The organism is Streptomyces sp. NPDC049813, from assembly GCF_044465085.1.
Taxonomy (GTDB): domain Bacteria; phylum Actinomycetota; class Actinomycetes; order Streptomycetales; family Streptomycetaceae; genus Streptomyces.
Genome location: NZ_JBITLI010000016.1, coordinates 75,199 through 97,100, shown reverse-complemented (window position 1 = coordinate 97,100; position 21,902 = coordinate 75,199). Strand labels below are relative to the sequence as shown.

17 protein-coding genes and 1 pseudogene are annotated in these 21,902 nt (G+C 71.7%); 5 read left to right on the top strand and 13 right to left on the bottom strand.

From position 1 onward, the window contains the following. Nucleotides 1–14: 14 nt before the first annotated feature. Nucleotides 15–902, top strand: coding sequence for a MurR/RpiR family transcriptional regulator (locus tag ACIBW6_RS28275; RefSeq protein WP_399064404.1), 888 nt, complete (start codon nucleotides 15–17; stop codon nucleotides 900–902). 64 nt (nucleotides 903–966) lie between these two features. On the opposite strand, the gene ACIBW6_RS28270 is transcribed toward ACIBW6_RS28275, so the two are convergent. The 10 genes from ACIBW6_RS28270 to uvrC all read right to left on the bottom strand — a co-directional run bounded on the left by ACIBW6_RS28270 (nucleotide 967) and on the right by uvrC (nucleotide 13,465). Next, a complete protein-coding gene (locus ACIBW6_RS28270; protein ID WP_003976875.1) occupies nucleotides 967–1,302 on the bottom strand; it encodes an RNA polymerase-binding protein RbpA in 336 nt (111 codons plus the stop codon). Between the two features lie 229 nt (nucleotides 1,303–1,531). Beyond that, the gene (gene secG, locus ACIBW6_RS28265; RefSeq protein WP_399064403.1) at nucleotides 1,532–1,762 is read right to left on the bottom strand and encodes a preprotein translocase subunit SecG; all 231 of its coding nucleotides are present in this window, start codon (nucleotides 1,760–1,762) and stop codon (nucleotides 1,532–1,534) included. Between the two features lie 130 nt (nucleotides 1,763–1,892). After that, entirely contained in the window at nucleotides 1,893–2,669 is a 777-nt protein-coding gene (gene tpiA, locus ACIBW6_RS28260) for a triose-phosphate isomerase (protein WP_399064401.1), read from the bottom strand. Nucleotides 2,670–2,675: 6 nt separating this feature from the next. Next, a complete protein-coding gene (locus tag ACIBW6_RS28255; protein ID WP_399064399.1) occupies nucleotides 2,676–3,887 on the bottom strand; it encodes a phosphoglycerate kinase in 1,212 nt (403 codons plus the stop codon). 115 nt (nucleotides 3,888–4,002) lie between these two features. Next, nucleotides 4,003–5,013, bottom strand: coding sequence for a type I glyceraldehyde-3-phosphate dehydrogenase (gap, locus tag ACIBW6_RS28250; RefSeq protein WP_338695382.1), 1,011 nt, complete (start codon nucleotides 5,011–5,013; stop codon nucleotides 4,003–4,005). Between the two features lie 189 nt (nucleotides 5,014–5,202). Beyond that, nucleotides 5,203–8,121, bottom strand: coding sequence for a M14 family zinc carboxypeptidase (locus ACIBW6_RS28245; RefSeq protein WP_399064397.1), 2,919 nt, complete (start codon nucleotides 8,119–8,121; stop codon nucleotides 5,203–5,205). A gap of 208 nt (nucleotides 8,122–8,329) precedes the next feature. Next, nucleotides 8,330–9,367 carry a DNA-binding protein WhiA gene (whiA, locus tag ACIBW6_RS28240; protein WP_399064395.1) on the bottom strand — a complete coding sequence of 346 codons (1,038 nt, stop codon included), beginning with the start codon at nucleotides 9,365–9,367 and terminating at the stop codon, nucleotides 8,330–8,332. After that, a complete protein-coding gene (yvcK, locus tag ACIBW6_RS28235) occupies nucleotides 9,358–10,398 on the bottom strand; it encodes a uridine diphosphate-N-acetylglucosamine-binding protein YvcK (RefSeq protein ID WP_399064393.1) in 1,041 nt (346 codons plus the stop codon). Before yvcK ends, whiA begins: the two co-directional genes overlap by 10 nt. Further along, nucleotides 10,395–11,390 (bottom strand): RNase adapter RapZ, encoded by a 996-nt coding sequence (gene rapZ, locus ACIBW6_RS28230; RefSeq protein ID WP_399064391.1) that lies wholly within the window; start codon nucleotides 11,388–11,390, stop codon nucleotides 10,395–10,397. Before rapZ ends, yvcK begins: the two co-directional genes overlap by 4 nt. Beyond that, nucleotides 11,387–13,465, bottom strand: coding sequence for an excinuclease ABC subunit UvrC (gene uvrC, locus ACIBW6_RS28225; RefSeq protein WP_399064389.1), 2,079 nt, complete (start codon nucleotides 13,463–13,465; stop codon nucleotides 11,387–11,389). Before uvrC ends, rapZ begins: the two co-directional genes overlap by 4 nt. A gap of 160 nt (nucleotides 13,466–13,625) precedes the next feature. On the opposite strand from uvrC, the gene ACIBW6_RS28220 reads away from it, so the two are divergent. Beyond that, nucleotides 13,626–14,576 (top strand): hypothetical protein, encoded by a 951-nt coding sequence (locus tag ACIBW6_RS28220; protein WP_399064387.1) that lies wholly within the window; start codon nucleotides 13,626–13,628, stop codon nucleotides 14,574–14,576. A gap of 23 nt (nucleotides 14,577–14,599) precedes the next feature. Here ACIBW6_RS28220 and ACIBW6_RS28215 read toward each other — a convergent pair. Then, nucleotides 14,600–15,048, bottom strand: a pseudogene (locus ACIBW6_RS28215) (Rieske 2Fe-2S domain-containing protein). Nucleotides 15,049–15,659: 611 nt separating this feature from the next. Here ACIBW6_RS28215 and ACIBW6_RS28210 point away from each other — a divergent pair. Beyond that, nucleotides 15,660–16,592: a carbohydrate kinase gene (locus tag ACIBW6_RS28210; RefSeq protein ID WP_399064385.1), complete on the top strand. Its 933-nt coding sequence runs from the start codon at nucleotides 15,660–15,662 to the stop codon at nucleotides 16,590–16,592. Between the two features lie 81 nt (nucleotides 16,593–16,673). Here ACIBW6_RS28210 and uvrA read toward each other — a convergent pair whose 3' ends face one another. Continuing rightward, nucleotides 16,674–19,676 (bottom strand): excinuclease ABC subunit UvrA, encoded by a 3,003-nt coding sequence (gene uvrA / locus ACIBW6_RS28205; RefSeq protein ID WP_399064383.1) that lies wholly within the window; start codon nucleotides 19,674–19,676, stop codon nucleotides 16,674–16,676. 245 nt (nucleotides 19,677–19,921) lie between these two features. Between uvrA and ACIBW6_RS28200 the strand changes: the two genes are divergently transcribed. Continuing rightward, nucleotides 19,922–20,665, top strand: a complete 744-nt coding sequence (locus ACIBW6_RS28200) for a maleylpyruvate isomerase family mycothiol-dependent enzyme (RefSeq protein WP_399064382.1) — start codon at nucleotides 19,922–19,924, stop codon at nucleotides 20,663–20,665. Between the two features lie 9 nt (nucleotides 20,666–20,674). After that, nucleotides 20,675–21,331 carry an MBL fold metallo-hydrolase gene (locus ACIBW6_RS28195; protein WP_399064380.1) on the top strand — a complete coding sequence of 219 codons (657 nt, stop codon included), beginning with the start codon at nucleotides 20,675–20,677 and terminating at the stop codon, nucleotides 21,329–21,331. 42 nt (nucleotides 21,332–21,373) lie between these two features. On the opposite strand, the gene aroQ is transcribed toward ACIBW6_RS28195, so the two are convergent. Continuing rightward, entirely contained in the window at nucleotides 21,374–21,847 is a 474-nt protein-coding gene (aroQ, locus tag ACIBW6_RS28190) for a type II 3-dehydroquinate dehydratase (protein ID WP_399064378.1), read from the bottom strand. Nucleotides 21,848–21,902 lie beyond the last annotated feature (55 nt).

Below are 21,902 nucleotides of genomic sequence, written 5' to 3'. Positions count from 1 at the left end.
ACCGAGAGACCCCCATGATCACAGCCCGGATCCGCTCCGAACTGCCCACCCTCAGCGGCTCGTTGCGCAAGGTCGGCGCGTATGTGCTGGCCGATCCCGCCGCGGTCGCCCGGACCTCGGCGGCCGACCTGGGGCGGCGCACCGGCACCTCGCAGGCCACCGTCACCCGGTTCTGCCAGGCCCTCGGTCTGGAGACCTACCAGCGGCTGCTGCTCGAACTCGCCAAGGAGCAGGGCGAGAACGACCACGAGGACGACCCCGGCGGCCCCGACCGCCCGCTGGGCCCCGACATCGGGCCCGACGACGACCTGGAGCGGCTGATCAGCGTCGTCGCGCACGCCGACCTCCAGGCGCTGCGCAGCACCCGCGACCAGCTGGACCGCGGCGCCCTGGAGGCGGCGGCGCAGGCACTCGCCCGGGCCCGCCGCGTCGACGTCTACGGCGTGGGCGGCTCGGGCGTCCTGGCGCGCGAGACGGAGGCCCGCCTGTTCGGCATCGGGATGCCGGCCCGCGGCTGGACGGAGGTGCACGCCGCGGAGACCTCGGCGGCCCTGCTGACCCCGGCGGACACAGCGGTGGCGCTCTCCCATTCGGGGCGCACCCGCGAGGTGCTCGGTCCGCTGCGGCTCGCCGCCGAGCGCGGCGCCACGACCGTCGCGGTCACCGGGGACCCGCGCTCGCCGGTCGCCCAGGCGGCGGCCGTCCATCTGACCTGGACGGCGGCGGAGACCAGCTTCCGGCGCGGCAGTTTCGGCGCCCGGCACTCGGCGCTGCTGATCCTCGACTGCCTCTACGCGCGCGTGGCGCAGCTGACCTACGACCGGGCGACCGCGTCGATCGCGCTCACGGCGCACATCTCCGACGAGCACGCCGCGCGGGCGCGCCGCCGCCCGGCCCCGTGACGCGCGCGGCGGCGGTACGGCACCGGCCGGGCGCCCTCAGGAGGTCCCGGCCGGTCTCGAACGTCTAGATCTCGCCCCGCAGTTTGGCGAGCGCCTCGGCGAGGATCGCCTCCCCGTCCGCGTCGCTGCGCCGCTCCCGCACGTACGCGAGGTGCGTCTTGTACGGTTCCGTGCGCGGCGGGTCCGGCGGGTTGTCCCGGTCCTGTCCGGCGGGGAAGCCGCAGCGCGGACAGTCCCAGGTCTCCGGCACCTGCGCGTCGGAGGCGAAGCTCGGCTGCGTCTCGTGCCCGTTCGAGCACCAGAAGGAGATGCGCAGGCGCGGCGCGGACTCGCCGCGCTCGGCCTCGCCCATCGGCCCCGCCCCGACCCGACTTCCTCGGATCGCGTTGCCACTTGCCACGGTCGTAACTCCCTGCGTGATGGTGCCGCGAAGCGTGTCGGCGTCTCGCTTCGCCGCGGAGCGCCTCAGTCTACGTAAGGCCCAACGCACGTCCAGTGATTGGAGTTACCTGCCCTCCCCTAGACGCAAGCCCCATGATAGGTGGCGCTGTTGGGCGCGTACCGGACATGGGGCTTTACGTGAGCTCTGTGCAGTTGTGACGGGTCGAGCGGGCGGCTCGGCGCGAGGATCAGTTGTTGATCTTCGTCAGGATGCCGAGCACGACGATGCACGCGAACCAGAGCAGACCGAGCACGATCGTGATCCGGTCCAGGTTCCGCTCGGCGACCGACGAGCCGCCGACCGAGGACTGCATGCCGCCTCCGAACATGTCGGAGAGACCGCCGCCCTTTCCCTTGTGCATGAGCACCAGGAGCATCAGCAGCAGGCTGAAGACGATCAGGGCGATCGAGAACCCCATAACCACGGCTGGACCAACTTCCTCGGACTTCTCCGGACGACGGGGCCGAGGCTCACACAGAGAGCTTCGGCCCCGCAAGGGTACGACGTATCGCCGCTAGCGCATACTCACTGGTCGCGCCACTCGCGAATCACTGCTCGTGGAAGCGGACGATCTTGACGAACTCGTCGGCGTCCAGGGAGGCGCCGCCGATCAGGGCGCCGTCGATGTCCGGCTTGCCCATGATCTCCGCGACGTTGCCGGACTTCACCGAACCGCCGTACTGGATGCGGACCTTGTCGGCCACCTCCTGCGTGTACAGCTCGGCGAGCTTGCCGCGGATCGCCGCGCAGACCTCCTGCGCGTCGTCGGCGCCGCACACCTTGCCGGTGCCGATGGCCCAGACCGGCTCGTAGGCGATGACGATCGTCTCGGCCTGCTCGGCGGGCAGGTCCTTGAGGCCGCCCTCGACCTGCGCGAGCGTGTGGGAGACGTGGTCGCCCGCCTCGCGCACGTCCAGCTCCTCGCCGACGCACAGGATCGGGGTCAGGCCGTGCTTGTAGGCGGCCTTCACCTTGGTGTTGACAAGGGCGTCGCTCTCGCCGTGGTACTGCCGCCGCTCGGAGTGGCCGATGGCGACGTACGTGCACTTGAGCTTGGCGAGCATGGCGCCCGAGATCTCACCGGTGTACGCGCCGGAGTCGTGCGCCGAGAGGTCCTGGGCACCGTACTTGATCTTGAGCTTGTCGCCGTCGACCAGCGTCTGGACGGAGCGCAGGTCGGTGAAGGGCGGCAGGACGGCGACCTCGACGGCCTCGTAGTCCTTGTCCGCGAGGGCGAAGGCGAGCTTCTGGACGTGGGCGATGGCCTCCAGGTGGTTGAGGTTCATCTTCCAGTTGCCCGCCATCAGCGGCGTGCGGGTGCTCATTAAGGGTCAGTCCTCCAGTGCGGCGAGACCGGGCAGCGTCTTGCCCTCGAGGTATTCGAGGGAGGCGCCGCCGCCGGTCGAGATGTGGCCGAATGCCTTCTCGTCGAAGCCCAGGGTACGGACGGCCGCGGCGGAGTCGCCGCCGCCCACCACGGTGAAGCCCGGGGAGTCGAGGAGGGCCTGGGCGACCGCCTTGGTGCCCTCGGCGTAGTCGGGGTGCTCGAAGACGCCCATCGGCCCGTTCCAGAAGACCGTCTGCGCGTCGGCGAGCTTCGTGGCGTACAGCTTGCGGGTCTCGGGGCCGATGTCGAGGCCCTCCTGGTCGGCCGGGATGGCGTCCGCGGCGACGGTGGTGGGGTGGGCCGGGGCCTTCGTCTTCAGGTCGGGGAACTCCGTGGAGACCAGGACGTCCACCGGCAGCACGATCTCCACGCCGTTCTTCTCGGCGCGCTCCAGGTACTCGGTGACCGCCGGGAGCTGGTCCTCCTGGAGGAGGGAGATGCCGACCTCGTGGCCCTTGGCCTTGAGGAACGTGTACGCCATGCCGCCGCCGATGAGCAGCCGGTCGGCCTTGCCGAGCAGCTGGTCGATGACGGCCAGCTTGTCGGAGACCTTGGCGCCGCCGAGCGCGACCACGTAGGGGCGCGCGACCTCGTCGGTGAGCTTCTTCAGGACGCCGACCTCGGTGGCGATGAGGTAGCCGGCGTAGTGCGGCAGCTTCTTCGCGAGGTCGTACACCGAGGCGTGCTTGCGGTGCACGGCACCGAAGCCGTCGCCCACGTAGACGTCGGCCAGGGCGGCGAGCCGGTCGGCGAACTCGCCGCGCTCGGTGTCGTCCTTGCTCGTCTCGCCCGCGTTGAACCGCAGGTTCTCGATGACCGCGACCTGGCCCGGCTCCAGGCCGTCCACCGCGTCGTGCGCGGCGGGGCCCACCGTGTCCTGGGCGAAGGCGACCGGCTTGCCCAGCAGTTCGCCGAGCCGCTCGGCGGCGGGCAGCAGCGAGAACTGCGGGTCGGGAGCGCCCTTGGGGCGGCCCAGGTGCGAGGCGACGATCACCTTGGCGCCCGCCGCGGCCAGCGCCTCGACGGTGGGCAGGACGGCGCGGATGCGGCCGTCGTCGCTGATGACGCCGTCGGCCAGCGGCACGTTCAGGTCGGCGCGGACGAACACCCGCTTGCCGTCGACCCCTTCGGCAAGCAGTTCCTCGATGGTCTTCATGGCTGGGCTCCTAGTGAGGCGGTGAGGCTGGCGCGCGAAAGGCCCGGACCGCAGCGCGGCGTCGCGCGGGTCCGGACCTTTCGCTCACATACAGATGCCGTGCTGCTCTGGAACTCTAGAGCTGACCACCGACGAAGACCGTCAGGTCCACGAGGCGGTTGGAGTAGCCCCACTCGTTGTCGTACCAGCCGAGGATCTTCACCGTCTTGCCTTCCTGAACCATCGTCAGGGAGGAGTCGAAGGTGCAGGACGCCGGGTCGCTGACGATGTCGGACGACACGATCGGGTCCTCGGTGTAGAACAGGATGCCCTTGAGGTCGCCGTCGTCGGCGGCCTTCTTGAACGCGGCGTTGACCTCGTCCTTGGTGACCTCGCGGTTCAGCTCCACGACCAGGTCGGTGGCCGAGCCGGTCGGGACCGGGACGCGCATCGCGATGCCGTCGAGCTTGCCCTTGAGCTGCGGCAGGACCAGGGCGGTGGCCTTGGCGGCGCCCGTCGTGGTCGGGATGATGTTCTCGGCGGCGGCGCGGGCGCGGCGCAGGTCCGAGTGCGGGAAGTCCAGGATGCGCTGGTCGTTCGTGTACGCGTGGACCGTCGTCATCAGGCCCTTGACGATGCCGAAGTTCTCGTCGAGGACCTTGGCCATCGGCGCCACACAGTTGGTGGTGCAGGAGGCGTTCGAGATGACGTGGTGGTTGGCCGCGTCGTACTTGTCCTGGTTGACGCCCATCACGATCGTGATGTCCTCGTCCTTGGCCGGAGCCGAGATGAGGACCTTCTTGGCGCCACCGGCGATGTGCTTCTCGGCGTCGGCCTTCTTGGTGAAGATGCCGGTCGACTCGATCACGATGTCGACGCCCAGCTGACCCCACGGGATGTCGGCGGGGTTGCGCTCGGAGAGCACCTTGATGGTGTGGCCGTCGACCGTGATGGTGTCCTCGGTGTGCGACACCTCGGCCTTGAGGCGGCCCAGGATGGTGTCGTACTTCAGAAGATGCGCGGTGGTCGCGGTGTCACCCAGGTCGTTGACAGCCACGATCTCGATGTCCGCACCCTGCTCGAGCAGCGCGCGGAAGTAGTTGCGACCGATGCGGCCAAAGCCGTTGATGCCTACGCGGATCGTCACGAACCGATCTCCTCGTTGGTACGCCGGATTCGACGCCGGCGAGATGTATTGGGATGTCCCCGACCGCCTTCGACCCTACCTCCCATAAGGGCTTGGGGTGACATCGAGCGGCCCTATGCAGGACACAGCGGCCCGTACTCGTCAGTAACGTACGGGCCGCCGCGTATTTCCCGGGTATTTCGAGGCCGATCAGTCGCTAATTGAGCGCAGTGCCTTTCTGATGAGCGCATTTCGATCGGCGGACGCCGTCACGTGTTCCAGGCCGAATCCGAGGAGAACGGTGTCCGGGGTGCTGATCGCCCCGTAGGTGGTGAACAGCTCCGCGGCCGTCGCCCAGTCCCGGTCGGCCGCCGGGCTGCCCGCGGGCGGCCCGGGCACCTGCCAGACGCCCAGGGACGTCTCGAAGCCCTCGCTCTCGGTGACCTGTCCGCGGAGGACGACGGACGCGTTGTCGGCGCGTACGCCCTCGCCGCCGGTGCCGGGGTCGGACACGTAGCTGAGCGACACCTCGACAGCGCGCCCGGCGTAGGCGCTCAGGTCGTAGGTGACCGTCCGCCAGTCGTCGGAGGAGCCCGTGAGGCTGTTCCAGGCGCCGGAGGTGCCGGAGTTCGCGCAGGCCTCGCCACCGGGTGTCAGGTAGCGGGTGAGGGCCGGGTGGTCCGCGAGGAAGAAGCCGGCCTCGCACTCGGTGGGCACCGCGTTCGTCGTCAGGCCGTCCTTGTCCGGCAGGGTCGTCCAGTCCTCGGCCCCGACCGTGTGCGCCTCCAGGATCACGTGGTCGTAGCCCGCCTCGGTGTCCCAGAGCAGCTGCGTGCGCAGGGCCGGCTGGTCGGCCGCGGTGACGCCGGAGAGGTCGATGGTGCGGGTCAGCCGCTTGTAGGCGTCGTCCGTGTGCACGGCGGCCGCCATGCCGGCGCCCTCGTACTGTCCGGCGCCGGCGCTCTCGAACCGCGGCAGGGTGGCGGAGGTGGCCTCGTACAGTCCGGCGCCGTTCAGCGGGTTGCCGGGCGCGTCCCCGAGGGCGGTGGTGGTGCCCGCGAGCGCGCCCGAGCCCTCGAAGCGGGTGGCGACGGGCGCCGCGGTGCGGGAGTAGGCGCCCAGGTAGTACTGGCTGAAGTCGTTCGTCGTGGTGTCGCCGATGGCGACGGAACCGCCCGCCTTCTCGCCCGCCTCGACCAGCTTGCCGCCCTCGTTGAGGTAGTCGCGCAGCGCCAGCTGGGTGGCGAGGCCCGGCCGGTCCGCGCCCGTGTAGTGGACGACGGCCTCGAAGTGGCCGAGGACCCCGAGCGGGTCCGGGACGCCCTGCGTCGCGACGTTCCAGACGGCGGCCCTGCGGCCGTCGGCCTTGAGCGCGGCTATGTAGGCGGCTGTCTGCTGCCCGGTGGCGTCGTTCTCCGCGACGACGAGAGTGTCCGCCTTCGGACGCGCGGCGACGGTGTACGTGAACGGTTCACTGGAAGTGCGCTTTCCGGATTTCGTCCGCCCGGTGAACCACACCTCCACCTTGTCGCCCGCATCGGCGCCCTCGACCTTCGCCCGATAGGCGTCGAAGTGGAGATTGTCCTCGCCTCCGTAGGTCTCACCGCCCTTCCAGGCCCGCAATTTCTCGTCGTGCGGACGGCCGCGATTGATGCGGTAGTTCAACTCCTTGTCGCGTACGGACTTCCGGGCGACGACCGACACTTCCTGGTCGCCTCCGCGCGCGTACGAGACCGGGAAGGCGGCCGGGGTGAAGTCGGGGGCGCTCAGGCCGACCGACGACGACGGCTGGTCCGGGTGGGAGGCGGTCTCGGCGACGGAGAGCGCGAAGGGCACGTTCTTCGCGAACTCGGCCTGGATCAGCTTCTCGTCGTCCGGGAACGTGAAGACCGAGGCGCAGTCCTGGGGCCGCCAGGCGTCGTTCGGATCGACGTTCGACGCGGTCTGGCAGGTGCTCATCTCGGGGGTGAACATCGAGACGCCGTTGACGTTGGCGGCGTGCCCGTCGGCCTCGCCGTTCGTGGTGTACAGCTCCGAGGAGACCTGCGGGTGGTAGCCGGGGATCGCGGAGTCGTCCGGGGTGCCGGCGAGCGCCTTGTAGAGCACGTCGTCCGGTGTCGGCGTGGCGACCTGCCAGCCCACTCCGTAGAGCAGCAGTTGCGCGGCGGAGTGGTAGTTGACGGCGTAGTCGAAGCCGACGCGCTTCTCGAAGGCGTCGACGGCCCTGGTCTCCGGCTCGGAGTTCGGGGCCGCGCCGCGGTAGGTCTCGTTGCTGGGGCGCGGGGACGAACCCTCGTCGTCGTAGCCCCACTTGTAGGCGAAGTTGCGGTTCAGGTCGACGCCGTCGCCCGAGGTGTACGCGCCGTCGCCGTTCACGTCGCGCATGTTCTTGCGCCACTGCCGGTCGCCGTCGGGGTCGAAGGTCCAGTCGTAGCCGTCGGGGTTGGCCGACAGGACGAACCACAGCTCCGTGGAGTCGACGATCTTCCTGACGCGCCGGTTCTTGGCGTAGTTGTCCACGTAGTAGTGCATCAGGCGGCGGGTCATCTCCGGGGTGATCCACTCGCGCGCGTGCTGGTTGGACATGTAGAGGACCGACGGCTTGGCGCCGTCCTTGGCCTTCTTGGCGTCCTTGGTCAGCTTGAGCGCCAGGATGTCCTGCCCCTGGAGGGTCTTGCCGATGGAGACGACCTTGGTCAGGCCGGGGTGCTCCTGGCCGGTGCGGACGATCTCCTCCTGGAGGTTGCCCGCGCCGCTGTAGGGCCTGAAGACGCCGTCTCCCGCCGCCTCCGCACGCGCCTTCGCGGCGGTCGGCACCTTGTGCTCCGCGAGCCGCACGCCCTTGCCGCGCAGGGTCCGGGCCTGCTGGTCGGTGAGGTAGGCCTCGACCTGGGCGGTGCCGCTCGCCGGGACCTGCTCACTGAGTTCGTGGCTGTCCTGGCCGGCCTGGAGGAGCAGCGGCACCTGCTCCTTCGTCACCTCGGCGCGGAACACCTTGACGGCGTTCGCACCCGGGTCCTTGCTCGCCGGCCCTCCGCTCTCCGCCTGGGCGACGGGCGCGAGCGCCGCCCCGCCCACCCCCAGCACCAGTGCTCCGACAGCGAGGATCGATCTCGCTCTTCGTCTCATGAGCCCCCCTTGCGGTTGTCTGCCGCGGTCGTGGCGCGCGGCCACAGAAGCGAACAGCCGCCAGACTCATGACAGTTCATGGTCAAGTCAAGGGGGCATCAGGGTCGTTCAAAAGGGACGGAAAAACCGGTGGCGGCGCCTCCAGGGGCGCCGCCACCGGCTCGTCCGTTCACGGGTCCCGGGACGCGAGGGGGGCCGGCCCGGCGGCTCAGCCCGCCATGTTCTCCGCGAGGCTCTCCGCCATCTCGCCGGCCATCTCCTCCACCATCTCCTCGGCCAGCTCCTCCGTCAGGTTCGACTCCGTGCCCGGGATGCCGAGGTCCTGCGCCCGCTTGTCCGCCATGGCGAGCAGCCGGCGGATGCGGCCCGCGACGGCGTCCTTGGTCAGCGGCGGGTCGGCGAGCGCGCCCAGCTCCTCCAGGGAGGCCTGCTTGTGCTCCATGCGCAGCCGGCCGGCGGCGGCGAGGTGCTCGGGCACGTCGTCGGCGAGGATCTCCAGGGCGCGCTGCACCCGGGCGCCGGCGGCGACGGCCGCACGGGCCGAACGGCGCAGGTTCGCGTCGTCGAAGTTGGCGAGGCGGTTCGCGGTGGCGCGCACCTCGCGGCGCATCCGCCGCTCCTCCCAGGCGAGCACCGACTCGTGGGCACCCATCCGGGTGAGCAGCGCGCCGATCGCGTCGCCGTCCCGGACGACCACCCGGTCCACCCCGCGCACCTCGCGGGCCTTCGCCGCGATGGAGAGCCGGCGGGCGGCGCCGACCAGCGCGAGGGCGGCCTCGGGGCCGGGGCAGGTCACCTCCAGCGAGCTGGAGCGCCCGGGCTCGGTGAGCGAGCCGTGCGCGAGGAACGCGCCGCGCCAGGCCGCCTCCGCGTCGCAGGTGGCCCCCGAGACCACCTGCGGCGGCAGGCCCCTGATGGGGCGGCCGCGGCCGTCCACGAGGCCCGTCTGCCGGGCCAGCTGGTCGCCGCCCGCCACCACGCGCACGACGAAGCGCGAGCCGCGCCGCAGCCCGCCGGGCGCCATCACGATCAGCTCCGAGCTGTGCCCGAAGATCTCGAGGATGTCCCGCTTGAGCCGCCGTGCGGCCATCGCGGTGTCCAGCTCCGCCTCGATCACGATGCGGCCGCTCACCAGGTGAAGGCCGCCCGCGAACCGCAGAATGGCCGAGACCTCGGCCTTTCTGCAGCAGGTCCGGGTGACGGGGAGCCGGGAGATCTCGTCCTTCACCGCTGCCGTCATCGCCATGGGCCGATCCTTCCATGCATCCGAAAAATACGGTCGTACGCGGCGGCCAACAGCTCCGGATCGTGCCTCGGAGTCCCGTCGGGCCTGGCCACCGGCGCCAGCTCGACCGCGGCACCGAAGCGCTCCTTGGCGGCGTCGGTCAAAGACTCGCGGTCGGGCACGGCGGCCTCGTCGGCCAGCACCACGTCCAGGGCGAGTTTAGGGGCGTGTCGTCCCAAAACCTCCAAATGACGCTGCGGTGAGAAGCCTTCGGTTTCTCCGGGTTGCGGAGCGAGGTTGAGCGAGAGGACGCGGCGGGCCTTGGTCTCGACCAGCGCGTCCAGCAGTTCGGGGACGAGCAGGTGCGGGATCACGGACGAGAACCAGGAGCCGGGACCGAGCACCACCCAGTCCGCGTCGAGCACCGCGGCGACCGCCTCGGGCACGGCCGGCGGGTCGTGCGGCACCAGGTGGACCGACTGCACCTCGCCGGGGGTGAGGGCGACGGTGGCCTGGCCGCGGACCGTGTCCACCTCCTCGGGCCGGTCCGGATCATGCCCCTTGACCAGCGCCTGGAGCTCCAGCGGCACCGCGGACATGGGCAGCACGCGGCCGTGCGCGCCCAGCAGCTCGGCGACCAGGTCGAGCGCCTGGACGTGGTCGCCCAGCTGCTCCCACAGGGCGACGATCAGCAGGTTGCCGACCGCGTGGCCGTTCATCTCGCCCGGCGAGTGGAAGCGGTGCTGGATGACGCGGGCCCAGGTCTGGCCCCAGTCGTCGTCGCCGCACAGGGCCGCGAGGGCCTTGCGCAGGTCGCCGGGGGGCAGCACGCCCAGCTCGTCCCGGAGGCGGCCGCTGGAGCCGCCGTCGTCGGCGACCGTGACGACGGCCGTCAGGTCGCCGGTGATGCGGCGCAGCGCGGCCAGGGAGGCCGACAGGCCCATGCCGCCGCCGAGCGCGACGACCTTGGGCGTGGCGCCCCTGCGGCGTGTCGCCGATGGCTGTTTCCTGCGGCCCAGCCTGCTGGTGAGCCGCAGCGTGCGTCCCGTCACTCGCGGCCCATGTCCCGGTGGACGACGACGGTCTCCACGCCCTGGGCGGCGAGCCGGGCCGCGAGCTTCTCGGAGGTGGCGACGGAGCGGTGCTTGCCGCCGGTGCAGCCGACGGCGATGGTCACGTACCGCTTGCCCTCGCGGCGGTAGCCGGCCGCGATCAGCTGGAGCAGCTCGGTGTAGCGGTCGAGGAACTCCTTGGCGCCGGGCTGCGCGAAGACGTAGTTCGACACCTCTTCGTTGAGGCCGGTGAAGGGGCGCAGCTCGGGGACCCAGTGCGGGTTGGGCAGGAAGCGCATGTCGACGACGAGGTCGGCGTCGACGGGCAGCCCGTACTTGAAGCCGAACGACATCACGGTGGCCCGCAGCTCGGGCTCCTCCTCGCCGGCGAACTGGGCGTCCATCTTGGCGCGCAGCTCGTGCACGTTCAGGCTGGAGGTGTCGATGACCAGGTCGGCGTCGCCGCGCAGCTCGCGCAGGAGCTCGCGCTCGGCGGCGATGCCGTCGACGATGCGGCCGTCGCCCTGGAGGGGGTGCGGGCGGCGCACCGACTCGAAGCGGCGCACCAGGGCCTCGTCGGAGGACTCCAGGAAGACGATGCGGCGCGTGACGTGCTTGGCCTCCAGGTCCGCGAGGGATTCGCGGAGGTTGTCGAAGAAGCGCCGTCCGCGGACGTCGACGACGACCGCGATCCGCGCCACGTTGCCCTGGGAGCGGGCGCCGAGCTCCACCATGGTGGGGATCAGGGCGGGCGGCAGGTTGTCGACGACGAACCAGCCGAGGTCCTCCAGGCACTTCGCCGCCGTGGAGCGGCCCGCGCCGGACATCCCGGAGATGATCACCAGCTCGGGGATGACGGGGTCGGGGGCGACGGGCTCGTGGGCGGTCTCCGTGTGCGCGCCTGTGCCGGTACTCACCTGTGCTCCGTGCTCCGGTTCCGCGGGGCCCTCGGCCCGGCCGCTGGTGTCGCTGCTCTTCTCGTGCTCGCTCATGGCTCCTGCCCCCGTCGTTCCTCCGCGGTGCCCGTGCCGACGGGCTCCCCGGCGGAGGGCGCGTCCGTCGCGTCCTCCGGTGTGCTGTCCACTTCGTCTTCCATGATCTCTCCGGTGGCCATGTTCACGGCGGGCGTCGTGGGTGTGGCCCTGGCGAAGGCCGCCACGATCGTCTCGGCCGTCTTGCGGCCTATGCCGGGAACCTCACAGATCTGCTCGATTGTGGCGGACCGGAGCCGCTTCACCGAACCGAAGTGCTTGACGAGCGCCTGTTTGCGCGCGTCGCCGAGGCCCGGCACCTCGTCCAGCGGGCCCGCCCGGAAGCGCTTGGCCCGCTTGCTGCGCTGGTAGGTGATGGCGAAGCGGTGGGCCTCGTCGCGTACGCGCTGGAGCAGGTAGAGCCCTTCGCTGGTGCGGGGCAGGACCACCGGGTCCTCCTCGTCCGGCACCCAGACCTCTTCGAGGCGCTTGGCCAGGCCGCAGACCGCGATGTCGTCGATGCCCAGCTCGTCCAGGGCCCGCTTGGCCGCCGCGACCTGCGGCTGGCCGCCGTCGACGACGACGAGCTGCGGCGGGTAGGCGAACTTCTTCGGGCGGCCGTCCTCCTCGGTGAGGGTGGACTCGCTCGGCCCCTCGTCGTCCGCCAGCTCCGTGTCGGACCACTCCCCCGACTTCTCCTGCACGGCGAGGTAGCGCTTGAAGCGGCGGGTGATCACCTCGTGCATGGAGCGGACGTCGTCCTGCCCCTCGAAGCCCTTGATCTGGAAGCGGCGGTATTCGCTCTTTCGGGCGAGGCCGTCCTCCAGGACGACCATGGAGGCGACGACGTCGTCACCCTGGAGGTGCGAGATGTCGTAGCACTCGATGCGCAGCGGGGCGCTGTCCAGGCCGAGGGCCTCCGCGATCTCCTCCAGGGCGCGCGAGCGCGTCGTGAGGTCGGAGGCGCGCTTGGTCTTGTGCAGGGCGAGCGCGTGCAGCGCGTTCCGGTTGACCGTCTCCATGAGGGCCTTCTTGTCGCCGCGCTGCGGGATGCGCAGGGACACGGCGGAGCCGCGGCGCTCGGTGAGCCAGGCCTGGACGGGCTCCAGGGGGTCGGGCAGCGCCGGGACGAGGACCTCCTTGGGGACGGAGTCGCCTTTCTCCTCCCCGTAGAGCTGCTGGAGCGCGTGTTCGACCAGGTCGCCGCTGGTGACCGCCTCGACCTTGTCGGTGACCCAGCCGCGCTGGCCGCGGACGCGTCCGCCGCGCACGTGGAAGATCTGGACGGCGGCCTCCAGCTCGTCCTCGGCGAGGGCGATCAGGTCGGCGTCGGTGGCGTCGGCGAGGACGACCGCGCTCTTCTCCATGGCCTTGCGCAGCGCCTCGATGTCGTCGCGCAGCCGGGCCGCGCGCTCGTACTCCATGTCCTCGGCCGCCACCGCCATGTCCTTCTCCAGGCGGCGGATGTACGTGCCGGTGCGGCCCGCCATGAAGTCGCTGAACTCCTCGGCCAGCTCGCGGTGTTCCTCCGGGGTGACGCGGCCCACACAGGGGGCCGAGCACTTGCCGATGTACCCGAGGAGGCAGGGCCGGCCGGTCCGCGTCGCGTTCTTGAACACGCCCGCGGAGCAGGTGCGGACCGGGAAGACGCGCAGCAGCAGGTCGACGGTGTCGCGGATCGCCCAGGCGTGCCCGTAGGGCCCGAAGTAGCGCACGCCCTTCTTCTTCTGGCCGCGCATCACCTGGACCCGCGGGAACTGCTCGTTCATCGTCACCGCGAGGTACGGATAGCTCTTGTCGTCGCGGTATTTGACGTTGAACCGCGGGTCGTACTCCTTGATCCAGGAGTACTCCAGCTGCAGCGCCTCGACCTCCGTGGCCACCACCGTCCACTCCACGGAAGCGGCCGTGGTGACCATGGTGCGCGTACGGGGGTGCAAGTTCGCCAGGTCCTGGAAGTAGCTCGCCAGGCGCTGGCGCAGGCTCTTCGCCTTTCCGACGTAGATCACCCGGCGGTGCTCGTCGCGGAACCTGTACACCCCTGGCGAGTCGGGAATCTGTCCCGGCTTGGGGCGGTAGCTGGAGGGGTCGGCCATGTCAGACACCCTACTGGCGGGGTGTGACAGCGCGGGGTCCCCGGCGGCGGCGCCCGGACTGCCGCGGACCCGCGCGAACAGCAAACCTTGTCGAGTGCAAGTCAACACGCTTCAATGCCGGGTGACTTGGGACGGTGCATCGGAGAAGCAGGAGGCCCGGATGCGGCCCGGCGAACCACACATGGAAGCGGCACAGCTCCCCGCTCTGGACGCGGCGCTGCGCACCGGCCCGTTCCACCTCGCCCTGCGGGCCGCCATCGCCGCGCGGCGGCTGCCGCTGCACCGCGTCCAGCACCACCTGTCGCGCCAGGGCATCAAGGTCGGCGTGACCAGTCTGAGCTACTGGCAGCAGGGCGCCCGGCGGCCGCAGCGCGCCGAGTCCATGCGGGCGGTCCGGGCCCTGGAGGAGATCCTCCAGCTCCCCGAGGAGTCCCTGATCCGGCTGCTCGGCCCCCTCGGGAACCCGGTCGCGGCGCGCCGCCCCGCCGCCCGCTCGTACCGCTCGCTGGTCCGGGCGTCGGGGGTGCTCGAACGGCTGCTCGGGGAGCTGGGGTCGCCGCTCGACGGCGGCCTGCACACCGTCGGCCGGCACGAGCGGGTACGGATCGGGGCGCACCGGGAGCTGCTGGGGCGGGACTCCCAGCTCATCGTGCGCGCCGCCCGGGACGGGGTGGACCGGTACGTGGCCGTCCACCACGGCGACCCCGGGTGCGCGCCCGCGGAGGTGGCGGTGCACGCCCTGGAGAACTGCCGCACGGGGCGTGTGCGGTGGGACGGCGGGACGGGCGTCCTGGTGGCGGAGCTGCTCTTCGACACGTGGCTGCGGGCCGGGGAGACCCATCTGTTCCGCTACGGCTTCGAGGACGGCACGGCGGGGCCCTCCACCGAGTACGTGCGCGGCTTCGGCGGCGCGGGCGGGCAGTACGCGCTCCAGGTCCGCTTCGCCGACACCGCGCTGCCCCTGCGCTGTCACCGCTTCGCCCAGCAGTCGACGGCGGCGCCGCGCGCCGGCCGCCAGGAGCTGGCCCTCAGCGGCCACCACCACTCGGTGCACCTGGTGGAGCCGCAGGTGCGGGCGGGGCTGCTGGGGATCGGCTGGGAGTGGGAGTGAGCGCCGCCCCGGCCGGGCCGTGACTACGCCCGCGGGCTCGCGATGAGCTTGCCGCCCTCGACCTTGACGGCGAGCTCCTCCAGCGGGGAGGTGGCGGGGGCGTGCAGCACCTTGCCGGTGGTGGCGTCGAACTTGCTGCCGTGACAGTTGCAGGTCAGCTCCGTGCCCTCCAGCATCCGGATCGGGCAGCCCGCGTGCGTGCAGATGGTGCTGAACGCCTTGTAGGCGCCGTCGCCGCCGTCGCCGCCGTCATCGGTGCGGCTGACGACGACGTGCTGGTCGTTGTAGAGCTTCGCCCCGCCCGCGGGCACGTCGGCGGCCTCGCCCAGCTCGACCGGCGCGGTGGGCGCCGCGTCCGCCCCGCCGCCGACCCCGTCGAACAGGCGGTCAGCCCGAGCCCCGCCGTCCCCGCGACGGCGGCGCCGCGCAGGGCGGTGCGGCGGGAGATGCGGGAGGGGGCCGTGCGCGACATCTGGACTCCACGGGGAGGGGGCAGGGGTGCTGGGGGTGACAAGGGTGGCGGATCAGACGATACCGGCGCGGGTGCGGGGGTCTGCCGCGGGCCTCAGGCCCGCGCGCGGCAGCCCGAGGAGCGGCCCGGGGGTCGGGCGCGGGCCGGACGAGCGCGGCCTGGGAGGCCGCCGTGCGAGGGCCGGGCGAGCGCGGCCTGGGAGGCCGCCGTGCGAGGGCCGGACGAGCGCGGCGTGGGGAGGCCGCCGTGCGAGGGCCGGGCGAGCGCGGCCTGGGGAGGCCGGGCGCGAGCCAGCGTGTGCGGAATGCGGGCCGGCGCGCGCAGACCACCGGCCAGGCGCGGGCCGGCACCGGCCAGGCATGAGCCGGCGCACACGGACCACCGCCGGGCGCGGCCCGGCACGCACGGACCGCGGGCCGGGCGCGGGCCAGTGCGGCGGGTTCGCCGTGCTGTCCGGTTCGCCTCGCGTTCGTGCCCGTACGGGCGGCGGGCGTGCCCGGATCGGGGACGGCTGCTGCCGCCCGGCACGGGACGCTCTAGCCTGCCGTCGTCGGTACTCGTCGTAGGCACCTGTTCGCGTACCCGTTCAGCCCCGTCCGAGAGGAACCACCGTGATCGTCGTCGCCGGAGAGGCCCTGATCGACCTCGTCCCGCTGGGCGCGGGGCCCGGGGACGGCCCGGCCGCCGCCCTGCCCGCTCTCGCGCCCCGGCTCGGCGGCGGCCCGTACAACACTGCGGTGGCGCTCGGCCGGCTCGGCTCCGCCGCGGCGTTCTGCTCGCGGGTGTCCCGGGACGCCTTCGGCGCGGCGCTGCTCGACGGCCTGCGGGCCGCCGGCGTCGACACCGCCCCGGTGCAGCGGGGGGACGAGCCGACGACCCTGGCGGTCGCCTCCGTCGGGGCGGACGGCTCGGCCGGCTACTCGTTCTACGTGGAGGGGACCGCCGACCGGCTCTTCGCCGCGCCGGACGCCCTCCCGGCGGGCACGCGCGCGGTGTCGTTCGGCACGTGCTCGCTGGTCCTGGAGCCGGGCGCGAGCGCCTACGAGGAGCTGATGCGCGCGGCCGCCGCCCAGGGCCTGTGCACCGCGCTCGATCCGAACATCCGGGCGGGCCTGATCCCCGACGCGGACGCCTACCGGGCCCGCTTCGAGAGCTGGTTGCCGTCCACCACGCTCCTCAAGCTCTCCGAGGAGGACGCGCGGTGGCTCGGGGGGACGCCCCGCGAGTGGCTGGCCGGGGGACCCGCGGCCGTGGTGGTCACCCGGGGCGCGGACGGTCTGACCGTCTTCACGCGGGACGGCGGCGAGCTGTCCGTGCCGGGTGAGCGGGTCGACGTCGTGGACACCATCGGCGCCGGGGACACCGTCAACGCAGCGCTGCTGCACGGCCTCGCGCACCTGGACGCCCTCTCCCCCGCGGGGGTCGGCGCCCTGGACGGGGACGGCTGGACCCGCCTGCTGCGGTTCGCGGGGCGCGCGGCGGCGATCACCTGCTCCCGCGCGGGCGCGGAGCCGCCGTACGCGTCCGAGGCCGGGGAGCTGTAGCCACGACGCACCGCCCCGGCGGGGAGAACAGGGGGCGCCCCGCGGAACGTTCCCGCGGGGCGCCCTGCGTCGTACGCGCGCTCAGGCCTTACGGGCCCGGGTCGCCGTCTTCTTGGCGGCGGGCTTGGCAGCCGCCGCCTTGGCCGTGGCCGTCTTCTTGGCCGGGGCCTTCGTCGCGGCCACGGTCTTCTTCGCCGTGCTCTTGCGCTTGCGGGCGGCGGGCGCCGGGGCGTCGCTGACCCGGTCGGCGCCGAGCACGTCCCGCAGGAACTTGCCGGTGTGGCTGGCCGGTTCCGACGCGACCTGCTCGGGGGTGCCCTCGGCGACGACGATGCCGCCCCCGTTGCCCCCTTCGGGGCCCATGTCGATGACCCAGTCCGCGGTCTTGATGACGTCGAGGTTGTGCTCGATGACGATCACCGAGTTCCCCTTGTCGACCAGGCCGGAGAGGACCGTGATGAGCTTGCTGATGTCCTCGAAGTGCAGACCGGTGGTCGGCTCGTCGAGCACGTACACCGTCCGCCCCGTGGAGCGCTTCTGCAGCTCGCTCGCGAGCTTCACGCGCTGGGCCTCACCGCCCGACAGGGTCGGCGCGGACTGGCCGAGGCGCACGTAGCCGAGGCCCACGTCGTTCAGCGTCCTGAGGTGGCGGGCGATGGCCGGGACCGCCTCGAAGAAGGCGAGGCCCTCCTCGATCGGCATGTCCAGGACCTCGGCGATGGACTTGCCCTTGTAGTGGACCTCCAGCGTCTCGCGGTTGTAGCGCGCGCCGTGGCAGACCTCGCACGGGACGTACACGTCCGGCAGGAAGTTCATCTCGATCTTGATGGTGCCGTCGCCCGAGCAGTTCTCGCAGCGTCCGCCCTTGACGTTGAAGGAGAAGCGGCCCGGCAGGTAGCCGCGGACCTTCGCCTCGGTGGTCTCGGCGAAGAGCCTGCGGACGTGGTCGAAGACGCCGGTGTACGTCGCCGGGTTCGACCGGGGGGTGCGGCCGATGGGCGACTGGTCGACGTGCACGACCTTGTCGACCAGGTCGTCGCCCTCCACGCGCGTGTGGCGGCCGGGGACGGAGCGTGCCCCGTTCAGCTCGCGCGCCAGGTGCGTGTACAGGATGTCGTTGACCAGCGTGGACTTCCCGGAGCCGGAGACGCCGGTGACGGCCGTGAGGACACCGAGCGGGAAGGACACGTCGATGTCCCGCAGGTTGTTCTCCTTGGCGCCGTGCACCGTGAGGTGGCGCCCCGGGTCCACCGGGCGCCGGACGTCCGGCACGGGGATGGACTTCTTGCCGGACAGGTACTGGCCCGTCATCGACTCGGCGTTGGCCAGCAGCCCCTTCAAGGGTCCGCTGTGCACGACCTTGCCGCCGTGCTCGCCCGCGCCGGGGCCGATGTCGACGACCCAGTCGGCGACCTTGATGGTGTCCTCGTCGTGCTCGACCACGATCAGCGTGTTGCCCATGTCGCGCAGGCGCACGAGGGTCTCGATCAGCCGGTGGTTGTCGCGCTGGTGGAGGCCGATGGACGGCTCGTCGAGCACGTACAGGACGCCGACGAGGCCGGAGCCGATCTGGGTGGCGAGGCGGATGCGCTGGGCCTCGCCGCCGGAGAGCGTGCCCGCCGCGCGGTTCAGCGAGAGGTAGTCGAGGCCGACGTCGACGAGGAAGCGCAGCCGCTCGTTGACCTCCTTCAGGACGCGCTCGGCGATCTTCTTGTCGCGCGCGTTCAGCCGGAGCTTGCCCAGGAAGTCGGCGCAGTCGCTGATGGACATCGCCGAGACCTCGGCGATGGACTTCTCCATGACCGTGACGGCGAGGACGATCGGCTTGAGGCGGGTGCCCGCGCAGGTGGGGCAGGGCACCTCGCGCATGTAGCCCTCGAAGCGCTCGCGGCTGGAGTCCGACTCGGCCTCGCTGTGGCGGCGCTTGACGAACGGCACGGCGCCTTCGAAGGGCGTCGTGTACCGGCGCTCCCGCCCGTAGCGGTTGCGGTAGCGGACCTCGATCTGCGTCTTGTGGCCGTGCAGCAGCGCCTTCTTGGCGCGCTGCGGCAGCCCGCCGAAGGGGATGTCCGTACGGAAGCCGAGGGCGTCCGCGAGAGCGCCGATGAGCCGGGCGAAGTAGTCCTTGGTGTGCCCGTGCGACCAGGGGTGGATGGCCCCCTCGTCGAGCGACTTGTCGGGGTCGGGCACGATCAGGTCGGGGTCGACCTCCATGCGCGTACCGATGCCCGTGCAGTCGGGGCAGGCGCCGAACGGCGAGTTGAAGGAGAAGGAGCGGGGCTCCAGCTCCTCGAAGGACAGGTCGTCGTGCGGGCAGTACAGGTGCTCCGAGTACATCCGCTCGCGCTCCGGGTCGTCCTCGGGGAGGTCGACGAAGTCGAGCACGACCATGCCGCCGGAGAGGCCGAGCGCGGTCTCCACGGAGTCGGTCAGCCGGCGCTTGGCGGAGTCCTTCACGGTGAGGCGGTCGACGACCACCTCGATGGTGTGCTTCTCCTGCTTCTTCAGGACCGGCGGCTCGGAGAGCTGGATCGTCTCGCCGTCCACCCGCGCGCGGGAGTACCCCTTGGTCTGGAGGTCACCGAAGAGGTCGACGAACTCGCCCTTGCGCTCGCGCACCAGCGGGGAGAGCACCTGGAAGCGGCTGCCCTCGGGCAGCTCCAGGACCTTGTCCACGATGGCCTGCGGCGACTGGCGGGCGATGGGGCGGCCGCACTCGGGGCAGTGCGGCTTGCCGATGCGGGCGAAGAGCAGCCGCAGGTAGTCGTAGACCTCGGTGATGGTGCCGACCGTGGAGCGCGGGTTGCGCGAGGTCGACTTCTGGTCGATGGAGACGGCCGGGGAGAGTCCCTCGATGAAGTCGACGTCCGGCTTGTCCATCTGGCCGAGGAACTGGCGGGCGTACGAGGAGAGCGACTCCACGTAGCGCCGCTGTCCCTCGGCGAAGATCGTGTCGAACGCGAGCGAGGACTTGCCGGAGCCGGACAGACCGGTGAAGACGATGAGGGAGTCGCGCGGGAGGTCGAGCGAGACATTCCGGAGATTGTGCTCGCGCGCGCCACGGACGATGAGACGGTCGGCCACGCCGGTCCGCACCTTTCTTGGAAGAAGTGACAGGGGCAGCGCCCCCGCGGAGCAGCCCTGGGAAGACTGTCGTTTTGAAGACTAGGGGGAGCCACTGACAACGCGGTCGGCTTCCCGTGTTCGGTAACAAACCCGGTCCTTCAAGAATGCCCGAATCCGCCGCCGAGCTTATAGCACGTACATTCGAATCCGGCATGATGTCGGCCACCTTCACCCGATCGTGTGGTCCGGCTACCGTCTGCGCCATGAACCATCACGAGCGCGACCTGGAGTGTGTACGTGCGGCGACCGACCGGCTGCTCGCCGCGGCCGGCGCCCTGGACAACGCCGCTGTGACGAAGCCGTCACGGCTGCCGGGCTGGAGCCGGGGCCACGTCCTCGCCCACCTCGCCCGCAACGCCGACGCGCTGCGCAACGTCCTCGCGGGCCGCCCCATGTACGAGAGCGCCGAGGCGCGCGACGGTGACATCGAGCGCGACGCGCCGCGCGACCTGGCGGCGCAGCTCGCCGACGTCCGCGAGAGCGCGGAGCGCTTCCAGCGGGCCGCGGCCGAGGACGCGGACTGGTCGCGCACCGTCGAGCTGCGCAACGGCGTCAAGGACGTCGCCTCCCGGGTGCCCTTCCGGCGCTGGATCGAGGTCGAGCTGCACCACGTGGACCTCGGCATCGGCTACGAGCTGGAGGACCTGCCCGCGGAGTTCACCCGGCGCGAGACCGAGTTCCTCGCCGACCGGTTCCGCGACCACCCTGGCCTGGCGCCGCTGCTGCTCAAGCAGGACGACGGCCGGACGCTCTCCACGGGCGCGGTGGGGACGCCGTCCGTGGCGGAGATCAAGGACGGCGCGGCCGGCGCGGCCGGCGCGGTCCCGCCGCCCGGGATCGTCGTCCAGGGCGCTCCGGCCGACCTCCTGGGGTGGCTGTCGGGGCGCAGGGACGGCGCGGCCCTCTCGGTGGACCGGGGCTCCCTGCCCGTGCTGCCCCCGCTATAGGCTGGCCGCATGACGTACAGCGGAGCGGTGAAGGTCGGCGGCCCGGCGGACGTGCACGAGCTGCAGGACCTGATGATCTCCAAGGTCGCGGTCGGGCCGATGGACAACAACGCCTATCTGCTGCGGTGCCGCGCGACCGATGAGCAGCTGCTGATCGACGCGGCGGCCGAGGCGCCGACGCTGCTGCGGCTCATCGGCGCCGACGGCATCGGGTCCGTCGTCACCACCCACCGGCACGGGGACCACTGGCAGGCGCTCGCGGAGGTCGTGGCCGCCACCGGGGCGCGCACGTACGCGGGGCGCGACGACGCCGAGGGCATCCCGGTCGAGACGCAGGTCCCGGTCGCGGACGGGGACACCATCGCCTTCGGGCACATCACGCTGACCGCCCGCCACCTGGTCGGCCACACCCCCGGTTCCATCGCCCTGGTCTACGACGACCCGCACGGGCACCCGCACGTCTTCACCGGGGACTGCCTCTTCCCGGGCGGCGTCGGCAACACGCACAAGGACCCCGAGGCGTTCGCGCGGCTCATCGACGACGTCGAGACGAAGATCTTCGGGACGCTCCCGGACGAGACCTGGGTCTACCCGGGGCACGGGAACGACACGTCGCTGGGCGCCGAGCGGCCGCACCTCCAGGAGTGGCGCGCGCGGGGCTGGTGACGCCGCGCCCGCCCCGAGCCGGTGATTTTCCCGGGGCCTGGCCTACGCCGGTACGGCGCCCGGGGCCGCCAGGGTCGCCACCCGCTCCACGCCGAACGCGTAGCCCTGTACGCCGCACCCCGCGATCACGCCGTCGGCGCGCAGGGACACGTAGGAGTGGTGCCGGAACTCCTCGCGCTGGTGGATGTTGGAGATGTGCACCTCCACCACCGGCAGGCCGTCGCAGGTGTTGAGGGCGTCCAGGATCGCGACGGACGTGTGCGAGTAGGCGGCCGGGTTGATCACGATGCCGACGTGGTGCTCGCGTGCCTCGTGGATCCAGTCGACGAGTTCGCCCTCGTGGTTGGAGTGCCGGAAGTCGATTGTGGCGCCGTGTGCCGCCGCCGCCTTCACGCACAGGGCCTCGACGTCGGCCAGGGTGTCGCGGCCGTAGATCTCCGGCTGGCGCTTGCCGAGCAGGTTCAGGTTCGGGCCGTTCAGGACCAGGATCGGCGCGGTGGCGAGGGTGTGCGGCACAAGGACCTCCGTACGACGGGCGGATACTCCTTGAGGGTGTATCACGCGGGCCGCG

What these genes read in the sequence shown, in the direction of transcription:
- ACIBW6_RS28275 (WP_399064404.1), top strand. Translation starts at nt 15, where the DNA reads ATGATCACAGCCCGGATCCGCTCCGAACTGCCCACCCTCAGCGGCTCG.
- secG (WP_399064403.1), bottom strand. Translation starts at nt 1,762, where the DNA reads ATGGGGTTCTCGATCGCCCTGATCGTCTTCAGCCTGCTGCTGATGCTC.
- tpiA (WP_399064401.1), bottom strand. Translation starts at nt 2,669, where the DNA reads ATGAGCACCCGCACGCCGCTGATGGCGGGCAACTGGAAGATGAACCTC.
- ACIBW6_RS28255 (WP_399064399.1), bottom strand. Translation starts at nt 3,887, where the DNA reads ATGAAGACCATCGAGGAACTGCTTGCCGAAGGGGTCGACGGCAAGCGG.
- ACIBW6_RS28245 (WP_399064397.1), bottom strand. Translation starts at nt 8,121, where the DNA reads ATGAGACGAAGAGCGAGATCGATCCTCGCTGTCGGAGCACTGGTGCTG.
- whiA (WP_399064395.1), bottom strand. Translation starts at nt 9,367, where the DNA reads ATGGCGATGACGGCAGCGGTGAAGGACGAGATCTCCCGGCTCCCCGTC.
- rapZ (WP_399064391.1), bottom strand. Translation starts at nt 11,390, where the DNA reads ATGAGCGAGCACGAGAAGAGCAGCGACACCAGCGGCCGGGCCGAGGGC.
- uvrC (WP_399064389.1), bottom strand. Translation starts at nt 13,465, where the DNA reads ATGGCCGACCCCTCCAGCTACCGCCCCAAGCCGGGACAGATTCCCGAC.
- ACIBW6_RS28220 (WP_399064387.1), top strand. Translation starts at nt 13,626, where the DNA reads ATGCGGCCCGGCGAACCACACATGGAAGCGGCACAGCTCCCCGCTCTG.
- ACIBW6_RS28200 (WP_399064382.1), top strand. Translation starts at nt 19,922, where the DNA reads ATGAACCATCACGAGCGCGACCTGGAGTGTGTACGTGCGGCGACCGAC.
- ACIBW6_RS28195 (WP_399064380.1), top strand. Translation starts at nt 20,675, where the DNA reads ATGACGTACAGCGGAGCGGTGAAGGTCGGCGGCCCGGCGGACGTGCAC.